General features: G+C 36.9%; 18 protein-coding genes and 1 riboswitch. Of the genes, 12 read left to right on the forward strand and 6 right to left on the reverse strand.

Annotation, left to right across the window (positions count from 1 at the left end):
• Positions 1-530 precede the first annotated feature (530 nt).
• The 3 genes from ACRD7B_RS01340 to ACRD7B_RS01350 all read left to right on the forward strand — a co-directional run bounded on the left by ACRD7B_RS01340 (position 531) and on the right by ACRD7B_RS01350 (position 2921).
• Complete coding sequence (locus ACRD7B_RS01340; protein WP_430822645.1) at positions 531-1220, forward strand: TorF family putative porin; 690 nt, start codon at positions 531-533, stop codon at positions 1218-1220.
• A gap of 128 nt (positions 1221-1348) precedes the next feature.
• Entirely contained in the window at positions 1349-1693 is a 345-nt protein-coding gene (locus ACRD7B_RS01345; protein ID WP_430822646.1) for a P-II family nitrogen regulator, read from the forward strand.
• Positions 1694-1730: 37 nt separating this feature from the next.
• Positions 1731-2921 (forward strand): ammonium transporter, encoded by a 1191-nt coding sequence (locus tag ACRD7B_RS01350; RefSeq protein ID WP_430822647.1) that lies wholly within the window; start codon positions 1731-1733, stop codon positions 2919-2921.
• A 67-nt stretch (positions 2922-2988) separates the two neighbouring features.
• Here the strand turns inward: ACRD7B_RS01350 and ACRD7B_RS01355 are convergent, their stop codons facing one another.
• The 3 genes from ACRD7B_RS01355 to ACRD7B_RS01365 form a co-directional block, all read right to left on the reverse strand.
• Positions 2989-4359: an aspartate kinase gene (locus ACRD7B_RS01355; RefSeq protein WP_430822648.1), complete on the reverse strand. Its 1371-nt coding sequence runs from the start codon at positions 4357-4359 to the stop codon at positions 2989-2991.
• Between the two features lie 144 nt (positions 4360-4503).
• A riboswitch (SAM riboswitch) is annotated at positions 4504-4602 on the reverse strand.
• 108 nt (positions 4603-4710) lie between these two features.
• Positions 4711-5535 (reverse strand): Rossmann-fold NAD(P)-binding domain-containing protein, encoded by an 825-nt coding sequence (locus tag ACRD7B_RS01360; protein WP_430822649.1) that lies wholly within the window; start codon positions 5533-5535, stop codon positions 4711-4713.
• A 51-nt stretch (positions 5536-5586) separates the two neighbouring features.
• On the reverse strand, positions 5587-6633 hold the full coding sequence (locus tag ACRD7B_RS01365) for a hypothetical protein (RefSeq protein WP_430822650.1): 1047 nt from the start codon (positions 6631-6633) through the stop codon (positions 5587-5589).
• Between the two features lie 122 nt (positions 6634-6755).
• Here ACRD7B_RS01365 and ACRD7B_RS01370 point away from each other — a divergent pair, with 122 nt between their 5' ends.
• On the forward strand, positions 6756-7655 hold the full coding sequence (locus ACRD7B_RS01370) for a CHAD domain-containing protein (RefSeq protein ID WP_430822651.1): 900 nt from the start codon (positions 6756-6758) through the stop codon (positions 7653-7655).
• 40 nt (positions 7656-7695) lie between these two features.
• Here ACRD7B_RS01370 and creD read toward each other — a convergent pair whose 3' ends face one another.
• The 3 genes from creD to ACRD7B_RS01385 all read right to left on the reverse strand — a co-directional run bounded on the left by creD (position 7696) and on the right by ACRD7B_RS01385 (position 10108).
• Positions 7696-9036, reverse strand: coding sequence for a cell envelope integrity protein CreD (gene creD, locus ACRD7B_RS01375; protein WP_430822652.1), 1341 nt, complete (start codon positions 9034-9036; stop codon positions 7696-7698).
• 54 nt (positions 9037-9090) lie between these two features.
• Positions 9091-9387, reverse strand: coding sequence for a winged helix-turn-helix domain-containing protein (locus ACRD7B_RS01380; protein ID WP_430822653.1), 297 nt, complete (start codon positions 9385-9387; stop codon positions 9091-9093).
• An 85-nt stretch (positions 9388-9472) separates the two neighbouring features.
• A complete protein-coding gene (locus ACRD7B_RS01385; protein WP_430822654.1) occupies positions 9473-10108 on the reverse strand; it encodes a hypothetical protein in 636 nt (211 codons plus the stop codon).
• A 249-nt stretch (positions 10109-10357) separates the two neighbouring features.
• Here ACRD7B_RS01385 and ACRD7B_RS01390 point away from each other — a divergent pair, with 249 nt between their 5' ends.
• The 8 genes from ACRD7B_RS01390 (at position 10358) to ACRD7B_RS01425 (ending at position 19031) form a co-directional block, all read left to right on the forward strand.
• Complete coding sequence (locus ACRD7B_RS01390; RefSeq protein WP_430822655.1) at positions 10358-10654, forward strand: hypothetical protein; 297 nt, start codon at positions 10358-10360, stop codon at positions 10652-10654.
• 120 nt (positions 10655-10774) lie between these two features.
• On the forward strand, positions 10775-11713 hold the full coding sequence (locus tag ACRD7B_RS01395) for an ABC transporter ATP-binding protein (RefSeq protein WP_430822656.1): 939 nt from the start codon (positions 10775-10777) through the stop codon (positions 11711-11713).
• Between the two features lie 2 nt (positions 11714-11715).
• Entirely contained in the window at positions 11716-13056 is a 1341-nt protein-coding gene (locus ACRD7B_RS01400; protein ID WP_430822657.1) for an ABC transporter permease, read from the forward strand.
• Between the two features lie 73 nt (positions 13057-13129).
• A complete protein-coding gene (locus tag ACRD7B_RS01405; RefSeq protein WP_430822658.1) occupies positions 13130-14062 on the forward strand; it encodes a Ppx/GppA phosphatase family protein in 933 nt (310 codons plus the stop codon).
• Between the two features lie 9 nt (positions 14063-14071).
• Positions 14072-15235: a sigma-54-dependent transcriptional regulator gene (locus ACRD7B_RS01410; protein ID WP_430822659.1), complete on the forward strand. Its 1164-nt coding sequence runs from the start codon at positions 14072-14074 to the stop codon at positions 15233-15235.
• An 11-nt stretch (positions 15236-15246) separates the two neighbouring features.
• The gene (locus ACRD7B_RS01415) at positions 15247-16686 is read left to right on the forward strand and encodes a lyase family protein (protein ID WP_430822660.1); all 1440 of its coding nucleotides are present in this window, start codon (positions 15247-15249) and stop codon (positions 16684-16686) included.
• 94 nt (positions 16687-16780) lie between these two features.
• Positions 16781-17389: a hypothetical protein gene (locus ACRD7B_RS01420; protein ID WP_430822661.1), complete on the forward strand. Its 609-nt coding sequence runs from the start codon at positions 16781-16783 to the stop codon at positions 17387-17389.
• A gap of 91 nt (positions 17390-17480) precedes the next feature.
• Positions 17481-19031 carry a PAS domain S-box protein gene (locus ACRD7B_RS01425; protein ID WP_430822662.1) on the forward strand — a complete coding sequence of 517 codons (1551 nt, stop codon included), beginning with the start codon at positions 17481-17483 and terminating at the stop codon, positions 19029-19031.
• The last annotated feature ends 1 nt before the right edge of the window (position 19032 follow it).

Genomic DNA, 19032 nt, shown 5'->3' on the forward strand with positions numbered 1-19032 from the left:
CTCCTCTTACATTTAGAAAGTTAATCGGACTTATTATTGAATAATCGTAAGCAAAAGTAATAATAACAATAGCAAATTCCAATTTATTAACACTTTCGTCATGTCATTTTATGACATTTAGCATGTTTTATTACACGAATGGAAGTTCTCGTATCATTTACGAACCAAGACTATACAAAGAAAATACCTCAAAAAATTCATTTTAGAAATAAAATGAAATCATCTGCAAAGCCTATCAATGATAATTCTCCACAATAAATAATCAGTACCCCCATAATTTCACCCCTCTATTTAAATAAAAGCACAATTACACAAAATACACCCTATTCTGAAAGGGGTTAAAAGTTATATTTTTATATTTTTTCAATATTTACCCCTTAAATATTTGGGGGTCTAAAATAAAATACGATATATTTGCACAGCACCCCCTCAAAAAAAGAGAGGGTCGAAATAAAAAAGCACTTTTTAAAAGTTGACACCCCCAATCAACAAGGAGCAAAAGCAAACATTAACAAATTAACCACACTCGCATGAAAAAGATTTTATTGATTTTGGGATTAGGCGTGTCCTTTCTGTCAAACGCTCAGGAGGAGAAAAAAAGTAGTTTTGATGTTTCCGCTGATTTAGTATCGCGTTATGTTTTTAGAGGTGTTGATTTTGGTAACTCACCAGGAATCCAACCAACAATTGAGTTTTCTAGCGGCGGATTTTCAGCTGGAGCTTGGGGCTCATATGCTTTTTCAAACTCATCAGCAGGTGCCGATGCCTTCCAGGAAGCAGACATTTATGCCTCATATGGCTTTGATTTCGGATTAAGTCTGGGCATAACAGATTATTATTACCCAGGTAGCAGCTGGTTTGAACTCGATGATGAAATATCAAGTCATGCAATTGAATTAAACCTGGGTTACGAAACAGGCGCTTTTAGTTTCGCTGCCAATTATGCCCTTAACGACTCCAGAGCTGGAGCCGGCGAACAGGATGGCGTAATGTATTTTGAAGCAGGTTATGCTTTTGGCTCATTCAACGCCTTTATTGGAGGTGGTGACGGATGGCATGTATCTACAGGAGAAAAAGGAGATTACCAAGTTGTTAATATGGGGGTTGGAACAGAAAAAGAAATTAAAATATCAGACACATTTTCTATCCCAATGTTTGGACAAGTTATCGTTAATCCTAATAGCGAGCAATACCACATTGTCGTTGGAATATCATTATAAAAATATCATCAATCCAAATCTTGAAGTAAAAGAGCATCCTGGATTACAAACATAAATCTACAACTACACCTTTATCGCCACCATGGGTGCTCTTTACTTTAAAATTTAACATTAAACAAAACAACGTTATGAAAAAAATCGAAGCCATTATCCGCTTATCACGTTTTGAAGCGGTAAAAAAAGCCTTGGAAGAACAGGACATTACATTTTTCTCATACTGGGATGTAAGAGGAACTGGTGTGGCCCGAGAAGGTCATTTATATAGAGGAACCCTCTACGACACAAGCATTATCGAACGTCGCATATTATCGATCATTGTTCGTGATGAAAATATGGATAAGACTATTCAAACCATAATTACATCTGCCAAAACCGGAGAAATAGGTGACGGCCGCATATTCGTTTCTGACATGGCCGACACCTATAGGATCAGGACTGGTGAATCGGGACCCGAAACACTTTACGAGAAGTAATTAATTCAGACTGAAAAGAAATTTAAAACAAGAAATTATGGACGCAAATAGCGCTTTAGATATTTTATGGGTCTTACTGGCAGGTATATTAGTCTTTTTTATGCAGGCTGGATTCGCCATGGTAGAAGCAGGTTTTACACGAGCCAAAAATGTAGGTAACATTATTATGAAGAACTTCATGGACTTTTCAATTGGTTCATTATTGTTCTGGATAATTGGATATAGTATGATGTACGGAGGAGAAGGTGCTTTCTTCGGTGCATTTGATTTCTTTTACAACGACGGTACTGACTTACACAATTTATTCTTTCAAACCGTATTTGCAGCTACTGCGGCTACAATTGTTTCAGGAGCCATGGCTGAAAGAACCAAGTTTAGTACCTATTTAGTTTTCTCAATTTTCATCACTGTTGTTATTTATCCAATCTCGGGTCACTGGGTATGGGGTGGTGGCTGGTTAAGCGATCTTGGTTTCCACGATTTCGCAGGATCAACCGTAGTTCACTCTGTTGGTGGCTGGGCTGCCCTTGCTGGCGCTTGGACCATTGGTCCCCGAATTGGTAAATACAACGGTAAAACCAATGCCATCCCTGGACACAACATGGTATTGGGTGCATTAGGCGTATTTATTCTTTGGTTAGGATGGTTTGGATTTAACCCTGGATCGCAATTAGCCATAAGTGGCGACAATGCCTATTCAGTAGCATTAATTGTAATCACTACAAATCTTGCAGCCGCAGCGGGCGCTGTAACAACCATGTTTGTAACATGGATTCGCTACGGCAAACCTGATTTATCAATGACCTTAAATGGTGCCTTAGCAGGGTTAGTAGGGATTACTGCAGGCTGTGATATCGTCTCTCCTGCAGGAGCTGTTGCCATTGGAGCAATTGCTGGTTTGGTTGTTGTTTTCTCAATCGAATTTATCGATCAAAAACTAAAAATAGATGATCCAGTTGGTGCCATTTCAGTACACGGCGTTGTTGGTGCTGTAGGTACACTAATGGTAGGCTTCTTTGCTACCGAAGGTGGTGTCTTCTATGGAGGAGGCTTTGCCTTACTTGGCACTCAAGCTATTGGTGTAGCGGCCATTGGTGCATGGGCATTCGGTCTTGGACTAATTTTATTCAAAACCCTTAAAGCCACAATGGGACTTCGCGTATCAGAACAAGAAGAACGTGAAGGATTGGATATCCATGAGCATGGACAAAGCTCATACAACTATTAGATGTTGCGTTGTTTTACTACATAGAAAGTGAAATGGCCGAATCAAACGTGATTAGGCCATTTCTATTTTATCCAAAAAATTCGTCATGAATTGCACCTATGGCCTTATCCTGATCAGATGCATCAACAATAAAATAACTTGCTACCGCAGATGCTCCAGATACAATCATCTTAACATTCACATCCTGACGAGCCAAAGCCATGAATAAACGACCTGATATACCCGGCTTGTCAAGTAAGCCCTGCCCAACAACAGCAATGGTAGAAATCTGCTCTTCCACGACCAACTCAGTTATAGCAGATAACTCCAACTCTTCTACAATACGATAAGCTTTTTTAATATCACTAACTGAAAGCATCAGGTTAATTACAATTTGCGATGTAATAACTGACTTAATATTTATTCCTGCCTTATCCAGAGCTACCGTTACTTTGGCTAAAACCCCGCGCTTTAATCCAACACCTGCACCTCGTAACTTAAGGATACAAAAATCATTACTATAGGTAACACTCTTAATAATGGCATCGGTCACCTCTTCGGTTCCGCACACCACAGTACGAGGCTCAATCACCCCACTAAAGGCATCAATATTTCCAATATTTATTGGAATATTTAATCGCTTAAGCGGCTCAACAGTACGCGGATGCAGTATGCCTGCACCAAAATAAGATAACTCAGCGGCTTCGGCATAACTTAAAGACTTCAAGCGACGTGGCGCGTTAACCAGTTTTGGATCGGCACTCATAAAGCCATCCACATCTTTCCACACATCTAAAGATTCAGCCTCGAGGCAGCGCGCCAAAGCAGCGGCTGAATAATCGCTACCTCCTCTTCCTAATAAAGTAACTTTACCCTTTGGCGATACACCATAAAACCCTGGCACCACATAAACCTTATCTTCTCCCAAACGTTTCTGCACATGCTCCGATGCAACCTTATAATCAACCGTTGCATTACCAAACTCACCATCAGTTACCAAAGGCATTTCTTCGGGCAAAGCCTCTTCTGCTTCTATTCCGTTAGCTTGTAGAATTGATGTCAAAACCAAAGAACTCAAACGCTCGCCGTAACTCAACACAACATCTTCAACAAACTCAGGCACATCACCAATATAATGAACACCAGTTAAATATCTACTTAATTCTCCGATACGCTCCTCAACCAATCGCATGGTTTTCTCTTGCCAATGCTTTTCCTCAAAATTTTCAAGAATGGCTTCTTCTTTTAATTCACGTAAAAAACGCGTTAAAGTATTTATATAAGATTCATCTTTTTTTACTTCTGCAAGCGAAGTAATTAAATGATTTGTAATGCCATAAAATGCTGAAACAACAATGACCATTGGACGATTATAAGCTTTTATAACGCCAACTAATTTTTGAATATCTTCTTTCTTCTTAAGGTTTGAACCGCCAAATTTGGCTACAACTTTCTTCATGGTGTATAAAATATACCGGACTATGCCGAAACGAATAATAAATTTTAATGATGCATATTCAAATGCAATAAACGGAGGTAATCATTATAGAAGCCACAAGGGCATTCGAAAACATTGTTGAAGTAAAATCATATAATTGGTTTAAATTCATCATCTTCCTTTCGGAATCAGGTTTTGGCACCTGCCGTTTTGGTGGTTGCCAGAAGTTCATAGAGCCTGTCTCTCCCTTCTTCTTAATAAACTCAAACGCTTTTTGCACAAATACAAAAAGCTGCACAAAACTAAGTGAAGCAATTTTAATAAACAAATGAGAGCTTAAATTGAAAAGCTGATTTTACTCAAATAGAAATGCTATGCGAAATTATCAACATCCAGCATCTTCATTAAATCGTCGTAAACAAACTCATAATCCAATATGCTTTTCACTTTATCATTACTTACAATTTTGTAAGGTATGGTGAGATTAGAAGCATCAAATACTGGTGCAGGATTACCCTTAATCGAAGTCGCTTTGCTATAGAAATCTTCTTTTTTAGGATGCGTAGATGCACAGCCGTTAAAAACATTTCCCCATATTTCCTTATCAATGACAGTTTTAATAATTCCTATACAGTCATCAAGATGAATGAGGTTAATGGGCACCTTCGCTCCTTTAACAATTCGACCTTTGCCAAAGAATCCACCAGGATGCCGCTCTGGCCCAATTAATCCAGCAAAGCGCACAACTGTTACATCAATATTTCTAAGGCTCTGAAAAAGACGCTCAATGACTAACATACGATTGGCATCACCATCCATAGAATCAGTATCTTCCTCTTTAACAACTGAATTCGTATTTTCATACACAGATGTTGAACTAACCAGCACTAGCTTTTTTACTCCTGAAAAAGATAAGGCATTAATAAGTGCAGCATATGAATCAGTCTGAGCAAGACCTTTGCTAGGCGGCACATTAACGATTAAGTACTCCGAATCAAGAAAATCAGCAAACTCATTCTTCCCAATAGCTTCACCCAACTGTAATACGTAAGGTTTAATGTTGTTGGCTTCTAATAAGCTTTGCTTTTCAGGACTTGTGGTTGATCCCTTAACATACCAGCCACCCTTATTCAAAGCTTTTGCCAAAGGAAAACCTAACCACCCGCAACCTAGTACACTAATCACTTTTTGATTCATTCCTGTATTTAAAATTCAACTCTAATTAGAAGCATCTACTCCCATCTTTGTTCAATAGCGATCCATACATGAGTTGTGCAAATTTCGCTTAAAACGCTCTGGCTTTTCCAATTCCTCATAAAAATCCTCAACAAATTTAAAGACACGCTTTCTTTGCTTCAGCTCAAGATATTCAAACTCATTAATCGTTTTTAACATCTGCTCTTTAACTTTTAAAAAATCTTCTATTAGTACATCGTAGTTGGTATCAAATGTCCGACATCTTCCGGTAAAATCACGTTCAGTTACTCGCTCTGCTTCGGACCATTCCGATGGCAAGGCATAACTTGTATTAATCAAACCTGCATGGTCAAAATCGTAAGGCACAGGCACAACCTCCTCTTTTCTATGATTCTTAATCTTCAGAAACTTTATATTGTGTCCACTTTTAATCCGCCAATCCGTATTTCCAATCATGTACATAAAAATAGCAACCCGATCGGCTTCCAATTCATTAATTTCAGCATCATTAAAATACTTCCCTTCAATCTCTATTACATCAGTGCGCTCACAGAATACATCCATTGGCTCAATAAGAAATCCCAATTGATCCACATTGCGTTCTCGTTTTCCAGTATCACGATATTCTATATCAGCCATCCTAACCCTTAAGCTATAAGGACTTATCAAAGCATACAACTTATAAATCAGGTATTCTTTTAACACATAATCCCTATAGGTATCAGAATCGTAACAGTGCGACACCAACTTAACCTTTACATATTTACCATCATCTACAATCAAGGTATCAGGCTTGAAATTCAACATCAATGGAGGAAAACCACAATTCATTTTACGGTAATAACCACGTGGCTTAAGCCTCAATTCGCGTTCAAATGCATCTTTTTTTGAAAAACGAATAGAAATTAAGGCAGGAATATAATTCTCATCTTCCTTATTTTTTAATAAAGATGTAAAATCAGCACTTAATTTTATTTGAAGTTTTTCTTCTCCTTCAAATAAACTATTGCGACCAGTCTCCTTTTCTACCTGCGCCAAAGAGCTCACAGCAAACGATGTAAGCCCAAATAACATTATTATTAAAATTCGCCACCCCATACTTTCGTCTTTCTAGTCACTATTAAAATATTGCATAATTTATAAAATTATAAGCAGAAGAAAAATACATCTTGATTTTGGTCAATATTCTTAGTAGTTTGAAGTATCTAAAGAGAATTACTATGTACAGATTCGCTATTGACAATCAGGAAGAGTTAAGAGACGGTATATCTCGCGTATTGAATGAACAATATTCGCACATCGAAGAACAGATAAAGATTACTGATAACATTGATATAAGTGTCCACGAAATTCGAAAAACCTTAAAACGTGTACGCGGCGTTTTGCGCTTAATCCGCTATGACATTGGTGAGGAGTTATATCACATTGAAAATGTTAAGTGTAGAGAATTAGCTAGGCTCTTATCCAAAATACGAGACTTACATGTTATCATATCCTACTTGGCGGAATGTTTCGAAGCAGAAGAAATAAAGGTTAATGAAGGCAGCTTTATTAAATTTATCGACCATCTTAATACACAAAAAGAGTTGGCCTTGCAAAAGATAGTTGACAACAATGTGTTTCAACACATCAGCGATAAAGCAAGTGATTCGAAAAAAGCTATCGAAAATTATCCATTAAATAACTTGGGGCCACATACAATACAAGAAGGTGTTACAAAGGTGTATCAACAATGCCTAGGAAAGATGGAGGAATCTCAGCTTAACCTTGACGATCATTCAACTCATCAACTACGTAAAAAAGTAAAGTATCTTTTAAATCAAATGCTTTTGATGCAAGAAGTTTGGCCCGACTATTTTGTACATTATTCTTCTTCCTTAAAAACAGTTTCTGATTTACTGGGCGATGATCATAACCTGGCAGAAACAGTGGCCATAATCCAAGAATGTCCTGACACCATATTAATTCAGGAAGAAAAAGACAAGATGATTAAAAGCATCAATAACGAAAAGTCACAAATACATGATGACGTATGGCCACTCTTGGGGAAAATATTTACAGAAGAACCTGAAGCATTTGTAAAAAGAATAAAATCGTATTGGTTAATTAGCCGAGAGTAAAAATAGGAGGAAGCATTGTAACTTCCTCCAAGGTTAACTATTAGGAATCAAGCGCCTGTTTTTCATCCGAAACATTGGCGTTTTTTATTTTCGAAGAAGCTTTCATTATAAAACCGAGTGCAACAAACAAACCTACATTACCTGCTAAGAAGGCAAAATCGTTTAATTGCAGAAGTACAAATAAGAAAGTATACAGTACTACTAGTAGTAAAAATATCCAGAATGATTGTTGGCGATCACCAAGTATACCATACGAATAGAGAGTTACCATTAAAATGATACTTGTCGACGCCACCACGTAGGCCCAGGTAAAACCAATGTGCTCACTCAAGGCTGTGAGGATAGAAAAAAACAATACCAAAGCCAAACCCACCAACAAGTATTGCAAAATTTGGATCGTCTTCTTTTTAACCAATTCAATAAAGAGAAACACCAATAAAGTAAGGCAGATGATAAGAATTCCATATTTAGCTGATCTAAGTGATTTTTGATAATGATTGACAGGCACATATAATTCTACACCTAACTGATGTTCGTAAACCTTATGACGACTTCCTACCCAATACTGCGGGAAATTTCGGTTTAAATGTGTAATGGTCCAGTTTGCAGTGAATCCATCGACGTTCACATCGTGTGTAGTTGGCAAAAATGAGCCATTAAAACTAGGATCTTTCCAATCTGATTGAAGCGTTATACTGCTCTTTTTTCCAAGTGGATTAAACGATAAGGTTTTGGCTCCACTCAAATTTAAAATAATTGAAAAGGGGCGGTCGTCATTTAAACTTTCAACATCAATAGGGCATGCTAATGACATGCCTGAAGTACTTAAATCGCGTGTAATTAATCCTGCCTCAGGCTCACTCATCTCACCATTCCACGAGAAACTAACTTTTCCTTTAATACCTCTATTATCTGCAACCGCCATTGTAACATAGGCACCTTGCCAATCAATTTCATCAGCATCGTGAACCATCTTATGCAGATTACTAAATTTCCCGGAAATATTCAGATTAGCATTATAAACAGGCGTTTCGTAAATGCCTCGTTTACGCAATTCTGTTTCAATATTACCGTTCACATCCAAATCCTCTGGCATGATGTGTAACCACTTTTTAATCTGACTTACCTCATTGTCCTTATCTTTTACATTGTAAAAAACAGGAACGTGCATGGTTGGCCCCGAAACAACTTGTGGGCCGCCCCACTGCTCCATTATTTCTAATTCAACCTGCTCATCCGTCACTTCCCGTTCACGAATAACAGATTTAACCATTCCCAACGGAATAAGTAAAATCAATACCAATAAACCAATTAGTAACATTTTAAATGTTATGGTCTGATACCATTTTTCATCATCAAGCATAATATTAAGTTTAGTCATATCTAATAAATTAAAAGTACTTTGAAATACAAAGTATATATGTAAAAAAAATAGCTACTCAGCGTTCAATAATTTTTCTAATGCCGACAAATGTTTCCTAAACGATAATTTACCAAGCTCACTAGCGCTGTAAGTTGTATTAGGTTTTTTCCCAATAAACTGTTTACTCACAATAATCAATTCATTTTTTTCAAGCGCTTTCAAATGACTAGCAAGGTTCCCATCTGTAACTCCCAGCAGCTCTTTTAAGGCATTAAAATCGAGCACATCATTCACCATTAAAGCCGACATAATGCCCAACCTTACCCGATTTTCAAACTGCTTATTTAATCCTTCTATAATGCTTTTCATATGATTATACGTTCATTCTATTGCCATATGGAACTCGCCTGAAAAATAACCATTTCCTGTATGAGTACTTTACACATGGCTCGTTTCATCGATCGTATTTAAGGTACATGCTTACCCCGTAAACAATGTGAAATACACCAAAGCCCAAGGTCCAAAATACTAAGCCATAGTTTAAAAACACACCTGCTAACAAACCAAGGCCAATCTCGGTATAACCCAAGTATTGAATATCGCGCAAGGTATAGCGCGAGGCCATTAATAAAGCCAAGCCATAAAATATTAGCATCACCGATGCCACCAAACGAATATTTTCGTGGTAAATCAATATCAAACTAAAAACACCACCAATAAACAATACAAAGCAAAGATTCCAAGCTACTTTACGCGTACTTGCAGTCCAAAAAGGAAGCGACGATTTACGCGATTTTCGCCAGCTAAACAACCAAGCTAATGAAACGGCCAAAACAAATACAACAGCAGCTAACAACATTAAACCAAATCGAATCTGATTGGTATCCGCATTTTTCAAGCCATTCATATATTCATCGTAGGTATTGGTTCCGCCATCGAGCACAAACCAATAGGCCAAAGCAGCGCCAATGATTGCAACAACTCCAGCCGCAACCCCTGACAAACCACTTAATGATAAAAACTTAGATGAATCCTCCATCATCTTTCGGATGGCCTTAATGTCTTGAATTGACGCTTCTTTTTCTTTCATTTCATAGTACTTTGCAATTCAAAGTAAATGCTTTTATTTCAAATATTCAAATTCTTCTTAAAACTTTTCGGCATTAGTGCTGTTTAATTTCAAAACATAAAATATATGTACACAGGTTTACTTCACGCACATAGCGGTTTCAGATATATCGCACTAATTTTAATTCTTGCGGTTATTATACAAAGCTTTATAGGGTGGCAACGAGAACGCAAATTTTCGAATGCCCACAGAAAATTATCCTCTGTCTCGATGATAATTCTCCACATTCAATTGATTATTGGATTTGTTCTATTTGTTATCAGTTCAAAAGTAATGTTTGATCCAATAATGATGAAAAACACTTTACTTCGCTTTTTCACAATGGAACATCCTCTCTTAATGCTCATTGCAATTATAATTATTACAATTGGCCATAGCAAATCGAAAGCATTTAGCAACTTCCATAGTCATAAGCGACTATTCTGGAGTAACCTCATTGGTCTCCTAATTATTATAGCATCTATACCATGGCCATTTAGAGCCGAATTGGGAGCAGGCTGGTTTTAAACTACAAGCTCAAAATATAATATTTAGCACAATCAATTCTTCTTTGATTGTGCTTTTTTATTGTAGCACCAAAAAGCCTATCTTCACACTTCGAAATAAAACACATTAAATACCAAACCTATGATATTTTTAGAAGCAAGGCAGGTTGTTAAGCAATATGCCAATCATTTGGCTCTTAACAACGTCAGTTTGCAGGTTCCTGAAGGAAGCATCTACGGACTTTTAGGGCCTAATGGAGCTGGTAAAACCACTCTTATACGAATAATCAATCAAATTACTGGCCCCGATTCTGGTGAAGTCTTACTCAATGGACGTAAACTTCAAGCCGACGATGTACATCGCATCGGATACCTTCCTGAAGAAAGAGGTTTATACAAAAAAATGAAAGTTGGTGAACAAGCTGTTTACCTTGCACGACTTAAAGGTCTATCGCGAAATGATGCCATTAAAAAATTAAAATTTTGGTTCGAAAAGTTTGAGATTCAAGCTTGGTGGGATAAAAAAGTTGAAGAGCTTTCGAAAGGTATGCAACAGAAAATACAGTTCGTTGTAACAGTATTACACGAACCTAAATTATTGATATTTGATGAACCTTTCAGTGGTTTTGATCCTATCAATGCTAATATACTAAAGCAGGAAATCTTAAGTCTGAAAGAGCAAGGCGCTACCATTCTTTTTAGTACACATAACATGGGATCGGTTGAGGAATTATGCGACCACATTACACTTATCAATCAATCGCAAGCAATTCTTAGTGGCGAAGTTCATGACATACGCCAGCAATACAAGGACAATTTAATTAAGGTTGATTATTCGGGCGAACAAAACCTTATCGAGCAACACCTTGACGACAAGTATATAATAGAAAGTATTTCGCCTAACCATCATCAAAACACCGCCTTCGTAAAAATGTCTTCTGACGGATCGGTAAATAATATGATTGGTCAATTATTAAATCATGTTGAAATACATGGTCTGCAAGAAGTACTTCCTACGATGAATGACATATTCATTAAAGTAGTTGAGCAAAGTAACCAGTCTAAATCCGAAAATCGCTAATTATGAATAAAATATCACTCATCATAAAAAGAGAATACATTACAAGGGTCAAAAAAAAGAGCTTTGTAATCATGAGTATAGTTGGTCCATTATTGTTTTCATTAATGATAATATTACCAACATGGTTCGCTTCGATGGACAATACAGAAGAAATGAATATTGCTGTTGTTGACCAAACTAACAAATACGACCAACAGATTGAAGATACCGAATACATTAAATTTCTCTGGTTAAAATCATCTAATAAAGAAACTTTAAGCACTGAATACAAAGAACAAGGATACGATGCTTACATCGTTATACACGACGATCTACTTAAAACACCTGACGCCATTAACATCTATTCTGATGCGCAAATCACGATGGATGTAAAAAGGCATATCTCACGAAATCTTGAAGATTTTTTGGAGAAAGAGAAATTAGAAAGTTATCAGATTGATGGCTTAGATGCTATTATTGAAGATGTTCACAATGTAGATATAGACATTAAAACAATTAAACTTGGTGATGATGGTTCTGAAAAAGAAAGCTCCACTGAAATCACTATGGTTTTCGGTATCATATTCGCTTTAATGGTATATATGTTTGTCCTCATGTACGGCACGCAGGTTATGCGTGGGGTAATGGAAGAAAAAACCAATCGAATTGTTGAAGTGATTATTTCATCTGTAAAACCGTTTCAACTGATGATGGGTAAGATTATTGGAATTGCCATGGTGGCGCTAACGCAATTTCTTATATGGGTTATCCTTTCATTTGGTGTTGCAAGCGTTCTATCTTCAGTTTTTTTAGATGGGGCAATGCCACAAAATAGCCAGGTTGAAATGGTGCAAGGCATGAATACGGAAATGGATCAAGCGCAAACAACTGAGTTTGCTGATTCACTTACTAAAGTGTTCGAAAAAATTGACCTATCAACTCTAGTTTATAGTTTATTTGCCTTCATGTATTTATTTATTGGAGGGTATTTATTATATGCCAGTTTATTTGCGGCAATTGGTGCTGCGGTAGATAGTGAAACCGATTCACAACAGTTTGTTCTACCTATCATTATGCCACTCATACTATCCATGTATGTTGTTATGGGTGTTTTCAAAAACCCGGGCAGTGATTTGGCCTTTTGGTTTTCAATGATTCCATTTACATCTCCTGTTGTAATGATGGCGCGCATCCCGTTTGAACCACCTTTGTGGGAAGTTATACTTTCGATGGTGATATTAACTGCTTCATTTATTTTCACAACCTGGTTTGCTGGTCGCATTTATCGAGTAGGTATATTAATGTATGGTAAAAAGATATCGTACAAGGAACTGTGGAAATGGTTTAGATATTCTTCGAAATAAAAATATATTGAAAGCCGGCTCGCCCGGCTTTTTTAAACTTCATTTTCGTAATTTAGCCACAAAGAGGAGAAACATGCGAATTGCAATAATTGATTTAGGTACCAATACCATTAACCTTCTAATTGTTGAGCAAAATGGTTCAGATACTTACAATATACTTCACGAGAGTAAATACCCAGCTAAATTAGGAAAGGGTGGAATAAACGATCGTACTATTTTACCAGAAGCCATGGAACGAGGGATTGATGCCTTAAAAACACATCAAGCCACCATGCAGCCTTACCAGATCTCAAAAACCATTTGCATTGCAACAGCTGCCATACGTAGTGCCAAAAATGGTGGTGATTTTGTAAAAAAGGCCAAAGAAGAGTGCGGGTTAGATATTAATGTGGTTGACGGGCAAAAGGAAGCTCAACTCATTTTTGATGGTGTAAAACAAGTTATCCCCATCGGAGACGAAAGAATCATGATATTAGATATAGGTGGTGGTTCAAACGAGTTTATCATTGCCAATAAAGATGGTGTTATTTGGAAACACAGCTTTGATTTGGGTATTGCACGTCTATTAGATCGTTTTCAACCATCTGATCCAATCACTGAAATAGAAATTGAAGATGTAGAAAATTACATAAAAGAAGAACTTCAGCTTTTATACGATGCATTCAAGAAATACCCTTGCGATACTTTGATAGGCTCTTCCGGATCGTTTGATACTATTTCCGGAATGATAGCGGCCATTCATCATCCACACCTTGATATGAAAAAGGTTTTAACTTACCATGTTCCTTTGGAGTATGTTCATGAATTGCACAACATCTTTTTGAAGTCGACTCATGAGCAGCGCGAACAAATGGAACGCATGGATCTACACCGTGTCGAAATGATTGTATTGGCAAGTATTTTCATTAACTTCATCGTTCGTGAATTCAATATTAAAAACTTCTGGCAGTGCTCATTTGCACTAAAAGAAGGAACGATTTATCAAACATTACGCAACCAGTTATAAAATTCAAGCATGGCAAAAATATTAGTCATTGATGACCAACGAAGCATAAGAAATACGCTTAAAGATATTCTCGAATACGAGAAACACGAAGTTGAATTGGCTGAGAATGGTGAGGACGCCTTAGAAATGTACAATGCCAATAAATACGATGTAGTTTTGTGCGACATAAAAATGCCTAATATGGATGGCATGGAAGTGCTTGATAAATTGGTCAGTCACAATAACGATGCTCCCATTATCATGATCTCCGGCCATGGCAATATCGACACTGCTGTTGAAGCTATCAAAAAAGGGGCTTACGATTTTATTGAGAAACCACTTGATCTTAATCGTCTATTAGTAACCATACGCAATGCCATTGAGAAAAAGGATTTAGTTGCTGAAACAAAGGTATTAAAACGTAAGGTAAGCAAGACCTACGATATGATTGGCGAGTCGGAACCAATTGCCAAGGTAAAAGAGATGATTGACAAGGTTGCACCTACCGATGCACGTGTGCTTATAACCGGAGGAAACGGCACTGGTAAGGAATTAGTGGCTCGTTGGTTACACGAAAAAAGCAATCGAGCTGGCAATCCTTTCATCGAAGTTAATTGCGCAGCCATTCCATCCGAATTGATCGAGAGTGAGTTATTTGGCCATGAAAAAGGAGCCTTTACATCGGCACATAAGCAGCGCAAGGGCAAGTTTGAACAAGCCAACGGAGGTACTATCTTTTTAGATGAAATTGGTGATATGAGCTTAACTGCTCAAGCCAAAGTACTCAGAGCGCTTCAAGAAAATATTATTAGTCGCGTAGGAAGCGATAAAGACATAAAGGTGAATGTTCGTGTATTAGCAGCGACCAATAAAAGTTTGAAAGATGAAATCGCTGACAGTAAGTTCAGGGAAGATTTATACCATCGCTTAAGTGTCATCTTAATTCATGTCCCTGCATTAAACGATCGCAAAGAGGATATTCCATTATTAACCAAACACTTTAATGAAATAATCTGTGCAGAGCAAGGCATGCCTCAAAAAACCTTTACAGATGACGCCATTGCCGAACTTAAAGCAATAAACTGGACTGGTAACATTCGAGAATTCCGAAATGTTATTGAACGTCTTATCATACTTGGTCAAGATAATATTGAAGGTGATGATGTAAAATCATACGCGCGGCCACTTGCTTAAAAAGGCATCTTATGAGGATTGAACAAGATTTTATAGGAGAACTAGAATTACCTGACGATGCCTTGTATGGTATCCATTCACTGCGAGCTAAAGAAAACTTCCCTAATAGTACTGCATTTCAATTGGAATGGTACAAGGCTATGGGACAAGTTAAACTGGCTTGCTATAACACCTATGCAAAATTTAAGCTTGCTGCAGAGCAAAAATTAGAATCTGCGAAGCTTCCAATTCAATTCTTCAGTGATGAGCTTATTGAAGCACTGAGCATTGCTGCCTCTGAAATATCAGAAGGGAAACACTTCGAACAGATGATTGTACCAGCCATACAAGGTGGTGCTGGTACTTCAATCAACATGAATGTGAACGAAATAATTAGCAACCTGGCACTACTTAAGCTTGGTGATAAACCAGGCAACTACCAATTGGTTGATCCTTTTGAGCATGCTAATATTTTTCAATCCACTAACGATGTTGTACCGAGTGCTCTGAAAGTGGCATCAATGAATCTGCTCGATCAGCTGGAAAATGACATTAATGCCTTACGTAATGAAGTTGAACAAATCGAAGGAAAATATAGAAATGTATTAAGGCAGGGTTACACACAAATGCAGGCTGCTGTTCCTTCAACATATGATAAACTTTTTAGCACCTACAACAATGCTTTATCGCGCGATTGGTGGCGAGTATCAAAATGCTCGGAACGAATTAAAGAAGTAAATTTGGGAGGTGGTGCCATCGGAACTGGTTTAAGTATTCCACGTTTCTTTATAATGCAAGTGGTTACTGAACTTCAACATTTAACAGGTCAGCCAATTACTCGCAGCGAAAACTTAAGTGATACAACATCTAATCTAGATAGCTATGTTGAGGTTCATGCAACACTGAAAGCGCATGCCGTTAACCTGGAAAAAATGCTTAATGATTTGCGACTTTTAGGCGCTGATTTATTCACTAACCGTGTACTAATTTTACCACAAAGACAAGTTGGCAGTTCAATTATGCCTGGCAAAGTTAATCCGGTTATACCTGAATTCGTAATTAGTAGCGTACATAAAGTTTATGCTAACGATATCTTAATCTCAAATCTTTGTGGCCAAGGCTGTCTTGAATTGAATGCCTACATACCAGTTATCGGACAAGCACTGCTTGAGTCAATTCAGCTTCTAATAAATGCTAATAAAAGCATATTAAATAATGTTATGCGCGAGTTGAAAATTGTCAACAATAACACGCATACGTATTTCTCCCCATCAATTGCAACAGCGCTCATTCCCAACCTTGGTTATCATAAATCAACTCAGATTTCAAATTACATGAAACAACATAAGACTACTATTTTTGAAGCTAATGAAGCCTTAAAACTAATTAAGCAGGATCAACTTGTTGAGCTAATGAAACCGGAGGCACTTGTGCGACAAGGCTATAGTTTGAAGGACTTAAAAATAGATTAATTCACTAAAAACTACTGCTTTCATAGTAGGATTTCAAACAACTTTCCTATATTTAACCTGAAAACATAATACACCTGACCCAAAATTATTAATAGTGAAATCAAATTCAATTGATGCCCCGGATAATATTATGGCTTCCTTTAAAGAACAATCTGATATGAAAAGTTTATTCGACTTTACATATGAACTTGTTGCCGGAGGTAAGGCTACTGGAAATATTTCTTTTGGCGAGCAAAAGGTTCCTTTCACTGTTAACAACTCGAGCAATCCCTTATTCGATTTATTAAAAGGCATGTCTTCATTAATATTTGAACCTTCGCATATATGGGGCGAAGATAATATTAGTTGGATAGACTGGTACGAAGAAGTGGGTGCTTTAAAATGGATATTATCAACAGAAGATGGTATGCACATTCTCGTTAAAATCGTTAAGTATGACGACATATTCGATGAATCATCAGCCAATTTGATAATTGACATGAAATATGACATGCAAGATTTCTTTTACGCCATCATCAACAAACTAGATATCTTTATTAAGAAAATTGGCTTACTCAATTATGAGCAACAGTGGCAGAAAGACGAATTCCCATTAACCTATTTTTTACTACTGAAAAAATACCTCATTGAAAAAGGAAATTGGATACCAACCAATGAAAAACTTGGTACATTAAGTGACGAAATAGATTTTCTACTTGCTTAAGCATACTTTTATCGCACCTTAGAACAATAAGATCAATACTTTTTTATATCTTGAAATATTCCATTTCAAACACTATTGATTATACTTCTTAATGGGCCATAAACCAACATATCAAGAATTAGCTCAACGCGTTAAACAGCTCGAGGAAGAACTGTCGCTTTCTAGAAGTGAAAAGAACAATCGAAAATTAATAGACAGTGAATCGCGCTATAAGGCATTATCAGAAGCAGCGCATGAAGGTATTTTCATTACTGAGAATGGGATCTGCATAGAAGCCAATCAGGCAGGGTGTAATCTTTTTGGTTATAGCATTACTGAAATCATAGGCATGCACGCCTTATCCATTTTCACAGATGAAACCAAGGATATTGTACTTCATAATATAAAAAATGAAGTAACCGACAGTTACGAAGCAGTTGGGGTACGCAAAGATGGAAGCTTATTTAATGCTGAAATAAGAGGTCAAAATTACAATTATCAAGGTCGTAATGTTAGAATAGCTGCCATACGTGACATTACCGAACAGAAAACAGCCGAAACAGCCCTTAAAGAAAGCGAAGCGAAATTCAGGGAAGTAGTTGAAAATGCTGGAGATGGTATTTTACTTGGAAATCTGAATGGAGAAATAATTGATGCCAATCATGGTTTTTTAAAAATGACCGGTTTTGATAGGGATGAAATAGTTGGCCAACATATTAGCAAGATCTTTGATCCTAAAGTAATCAAGGAACGACCCTTGCGCTTTGATTTATTAAACAAAGGTCAATCAATAATTATTGAACGAGATATTGTTGGTAAGAATAAAGAACTCATTCCCATAGAAATGAATTCAAAACGTCCTCATGCCAATTATTACTTATCAATTATACGCGATTTAAGGGAAAGAAAGAAAGCCGAAAAAGATCTTAAGAAAACTAACATTGAACTTAGACAGGCCAAGGAAAAGGCTGAGGAAAGTGATCGGTTAAAATCGGCATTTTTAGCAAATATGAGCCATGAAATTAGAACCCCAATGAATGGCATACTGGGTTTCTCAGAACTGCTTAAAGATGAGAATTGCGATGTAAAAAGCCGAAACGAATACATCAATGTTATCATTGAAAGTGGCATGCAATTACTTAACATTATCAATGATGTATTGGAAATCTCAAGAATTGAAACAGGTCAGATAAAAGTTGAACACCGTGAATTTCTCGTCAACAAAGCAATCAACGATATTGCCTCCTTTTTCCAACAAATTGTTAAAGAAAACCACAATACCCTTGTTCTTGATATTCCTGAAAATACAGATCAATTAGTACTAAAGAGTGACGAATCAAAGCTAAAGCAGGTATTAACCAACCTCATAAATAATGCACTTAAATTTACACTCAATGGGAAAGTTACTGTTGGTTATAGCATCAAAGATGGATTTGTTCAGTTCTACGTTAAAGATACTGGAATAGGTATTCCAGATGATTTCATGAACAAAATCTTTGATCGCTTTCGTCAAGTTGAATACAACGATCAAATTAAACAAAGTGGAACTGGCCTTGGTCTCTCAATATGTCAGAAACTGATCGAGCTGATGAGTGGTGAAATTTGGGTCACTACGGAAAAAGATAAGGGTTCAACTTTCTACTTTACTTTACCAATACTATAAA

The organism is Carboxylicivirga fragile (genome assembly GCF_050589805.1).
Lineage (GTDB): Bacteria > Bacteroidota > Bacteroidia > Bacteroidales > Marinilabiliaceae > Carboxylicivirga > Carboxylicivirga fragile.

Excerpts from the sequence above, each read along its gene's own strand:
- ACRD7B_RS01340 (WP_430822645.1), top strand. The coding sequence starts at position 531 with ATGAAAAAGATTTTATTGATTTTGGGATTAGGCGTGTCCTTTCTGTCA.
- ACRD7B_RS01345 (WP_430822646.1), top strand. The coding sequence starts at position 1,349 with ATGAAAAAAATCGAAGCCATTATCCGCTTATCACGTTTTGAAGCGGTA.
- ACRD7B_RS01350 (WP_430822647.1), top strand. The coding sequence starts at position 1,731 with ATGGACGCAAATAGCGCTTTAGATATTTTATGGGTCTTACTGGCAGGT.
- ACRD7B_RS01355 (WP_430822648.1), bottom strand. The coding sequence starts at position 4,359 with ATGAAGAAAGTTGTAGCCAAATTTGGCGGTTCAAACCTTAAGAAGAAA.
- ACRD7B_RS01360 (WP_430822649.1), bottom strand. The coding sequence starts at position 5,535 with ATGAATCAAAAAGTGATTAGTGTACTAGGTTGCGGGTGGTTAGGTTTT.
- ACRD7B_RS01365 (WP_430822650.1), bottom strand. The coding sequence starts at position 6,633 with ATGGGGTGGCGAATTTTAATAATAATGTTATTTGGGCTTACATCGTTT.
- ACRD7B_RS01370 (WP_430822651.1), top strand. The coding sequence starts at position 6,756 with ATGTACAGATTCGCTATTGACAATCAGGAAGAGTTAAGAGACGGTATA.
- creD (WP_430822652.1), bottom strand. The coding sequence starts at position 9,036 with ATGACTAAACTTAATATTATGCTTGATGATGAAAAATGGTATCAGACC.
- ACRD7B_RS01380 (WP_430822653.1), bottom strand. The coding sequence starts at position 9,387 with ATGAAAAGCATTATAGAAGGATTAAATAAGCAGTTTGAAAATCGGGTA.
- ACRD7B_RS01385 (WP_430822654.1), bottom strand. The coding sequence starts at position 10,108 with ATGAAAGAAAAAGAAGCGTCAATTCAAGACATTAAGGCCATCCGAAAG.
- ACRD7B_RS01390 (WP_430822655.1), top strand. The coding sequence starts at position 10,358 with ATGATAATTCTCCACATTCAATTGATTATTGGATTTGTTCTATTTGTT.
- ACRD7B_RS01395 (WP_430822656.1), top strand. The coding sequence starts at position 10,775 with ATGATATTTTTAGAAGCAAGGCAGGTTGTTAAGCAATATGCCAATCAT.
- ACRD7B_RS01400 (WP_430822657.1), top strand. The coding sequence starts at position 11,716 with ATGAATAAAATATCACTCATCATAAAAAGAGAATACATTACAAGGGTC.
- ACRD7B_RS01405 (WP_430822658.1), top strand. The coding sequence starts at position 13,130 with ATGCGAATTGCAATAATTGATTTAGGTACCAATACCATTAACCTTCTA.
- ACRD7B_RS01410 (WP_430822659.1), top strand. The coding sequence starts at position 14,072 with ATGGCAAAAATATTAGTCATTGATGACCAACGAAGCATAAGAAATACG.
- ACRD7B_RS01415 (WP_430822660.1), top strand. The coding sequence starts at position 15,247 with ATGAGGATTGAACAAGATTTTATAGGAGAACTAGAATTACCTGACGAT.
- ACRD7B_RS01425 (WP_430822662.1), top strand. The coding sequence starts at position 17,481 with ATGGGCCATAAACCAACATATCAAGAATTAGCTCAACGCGTTAAACAG.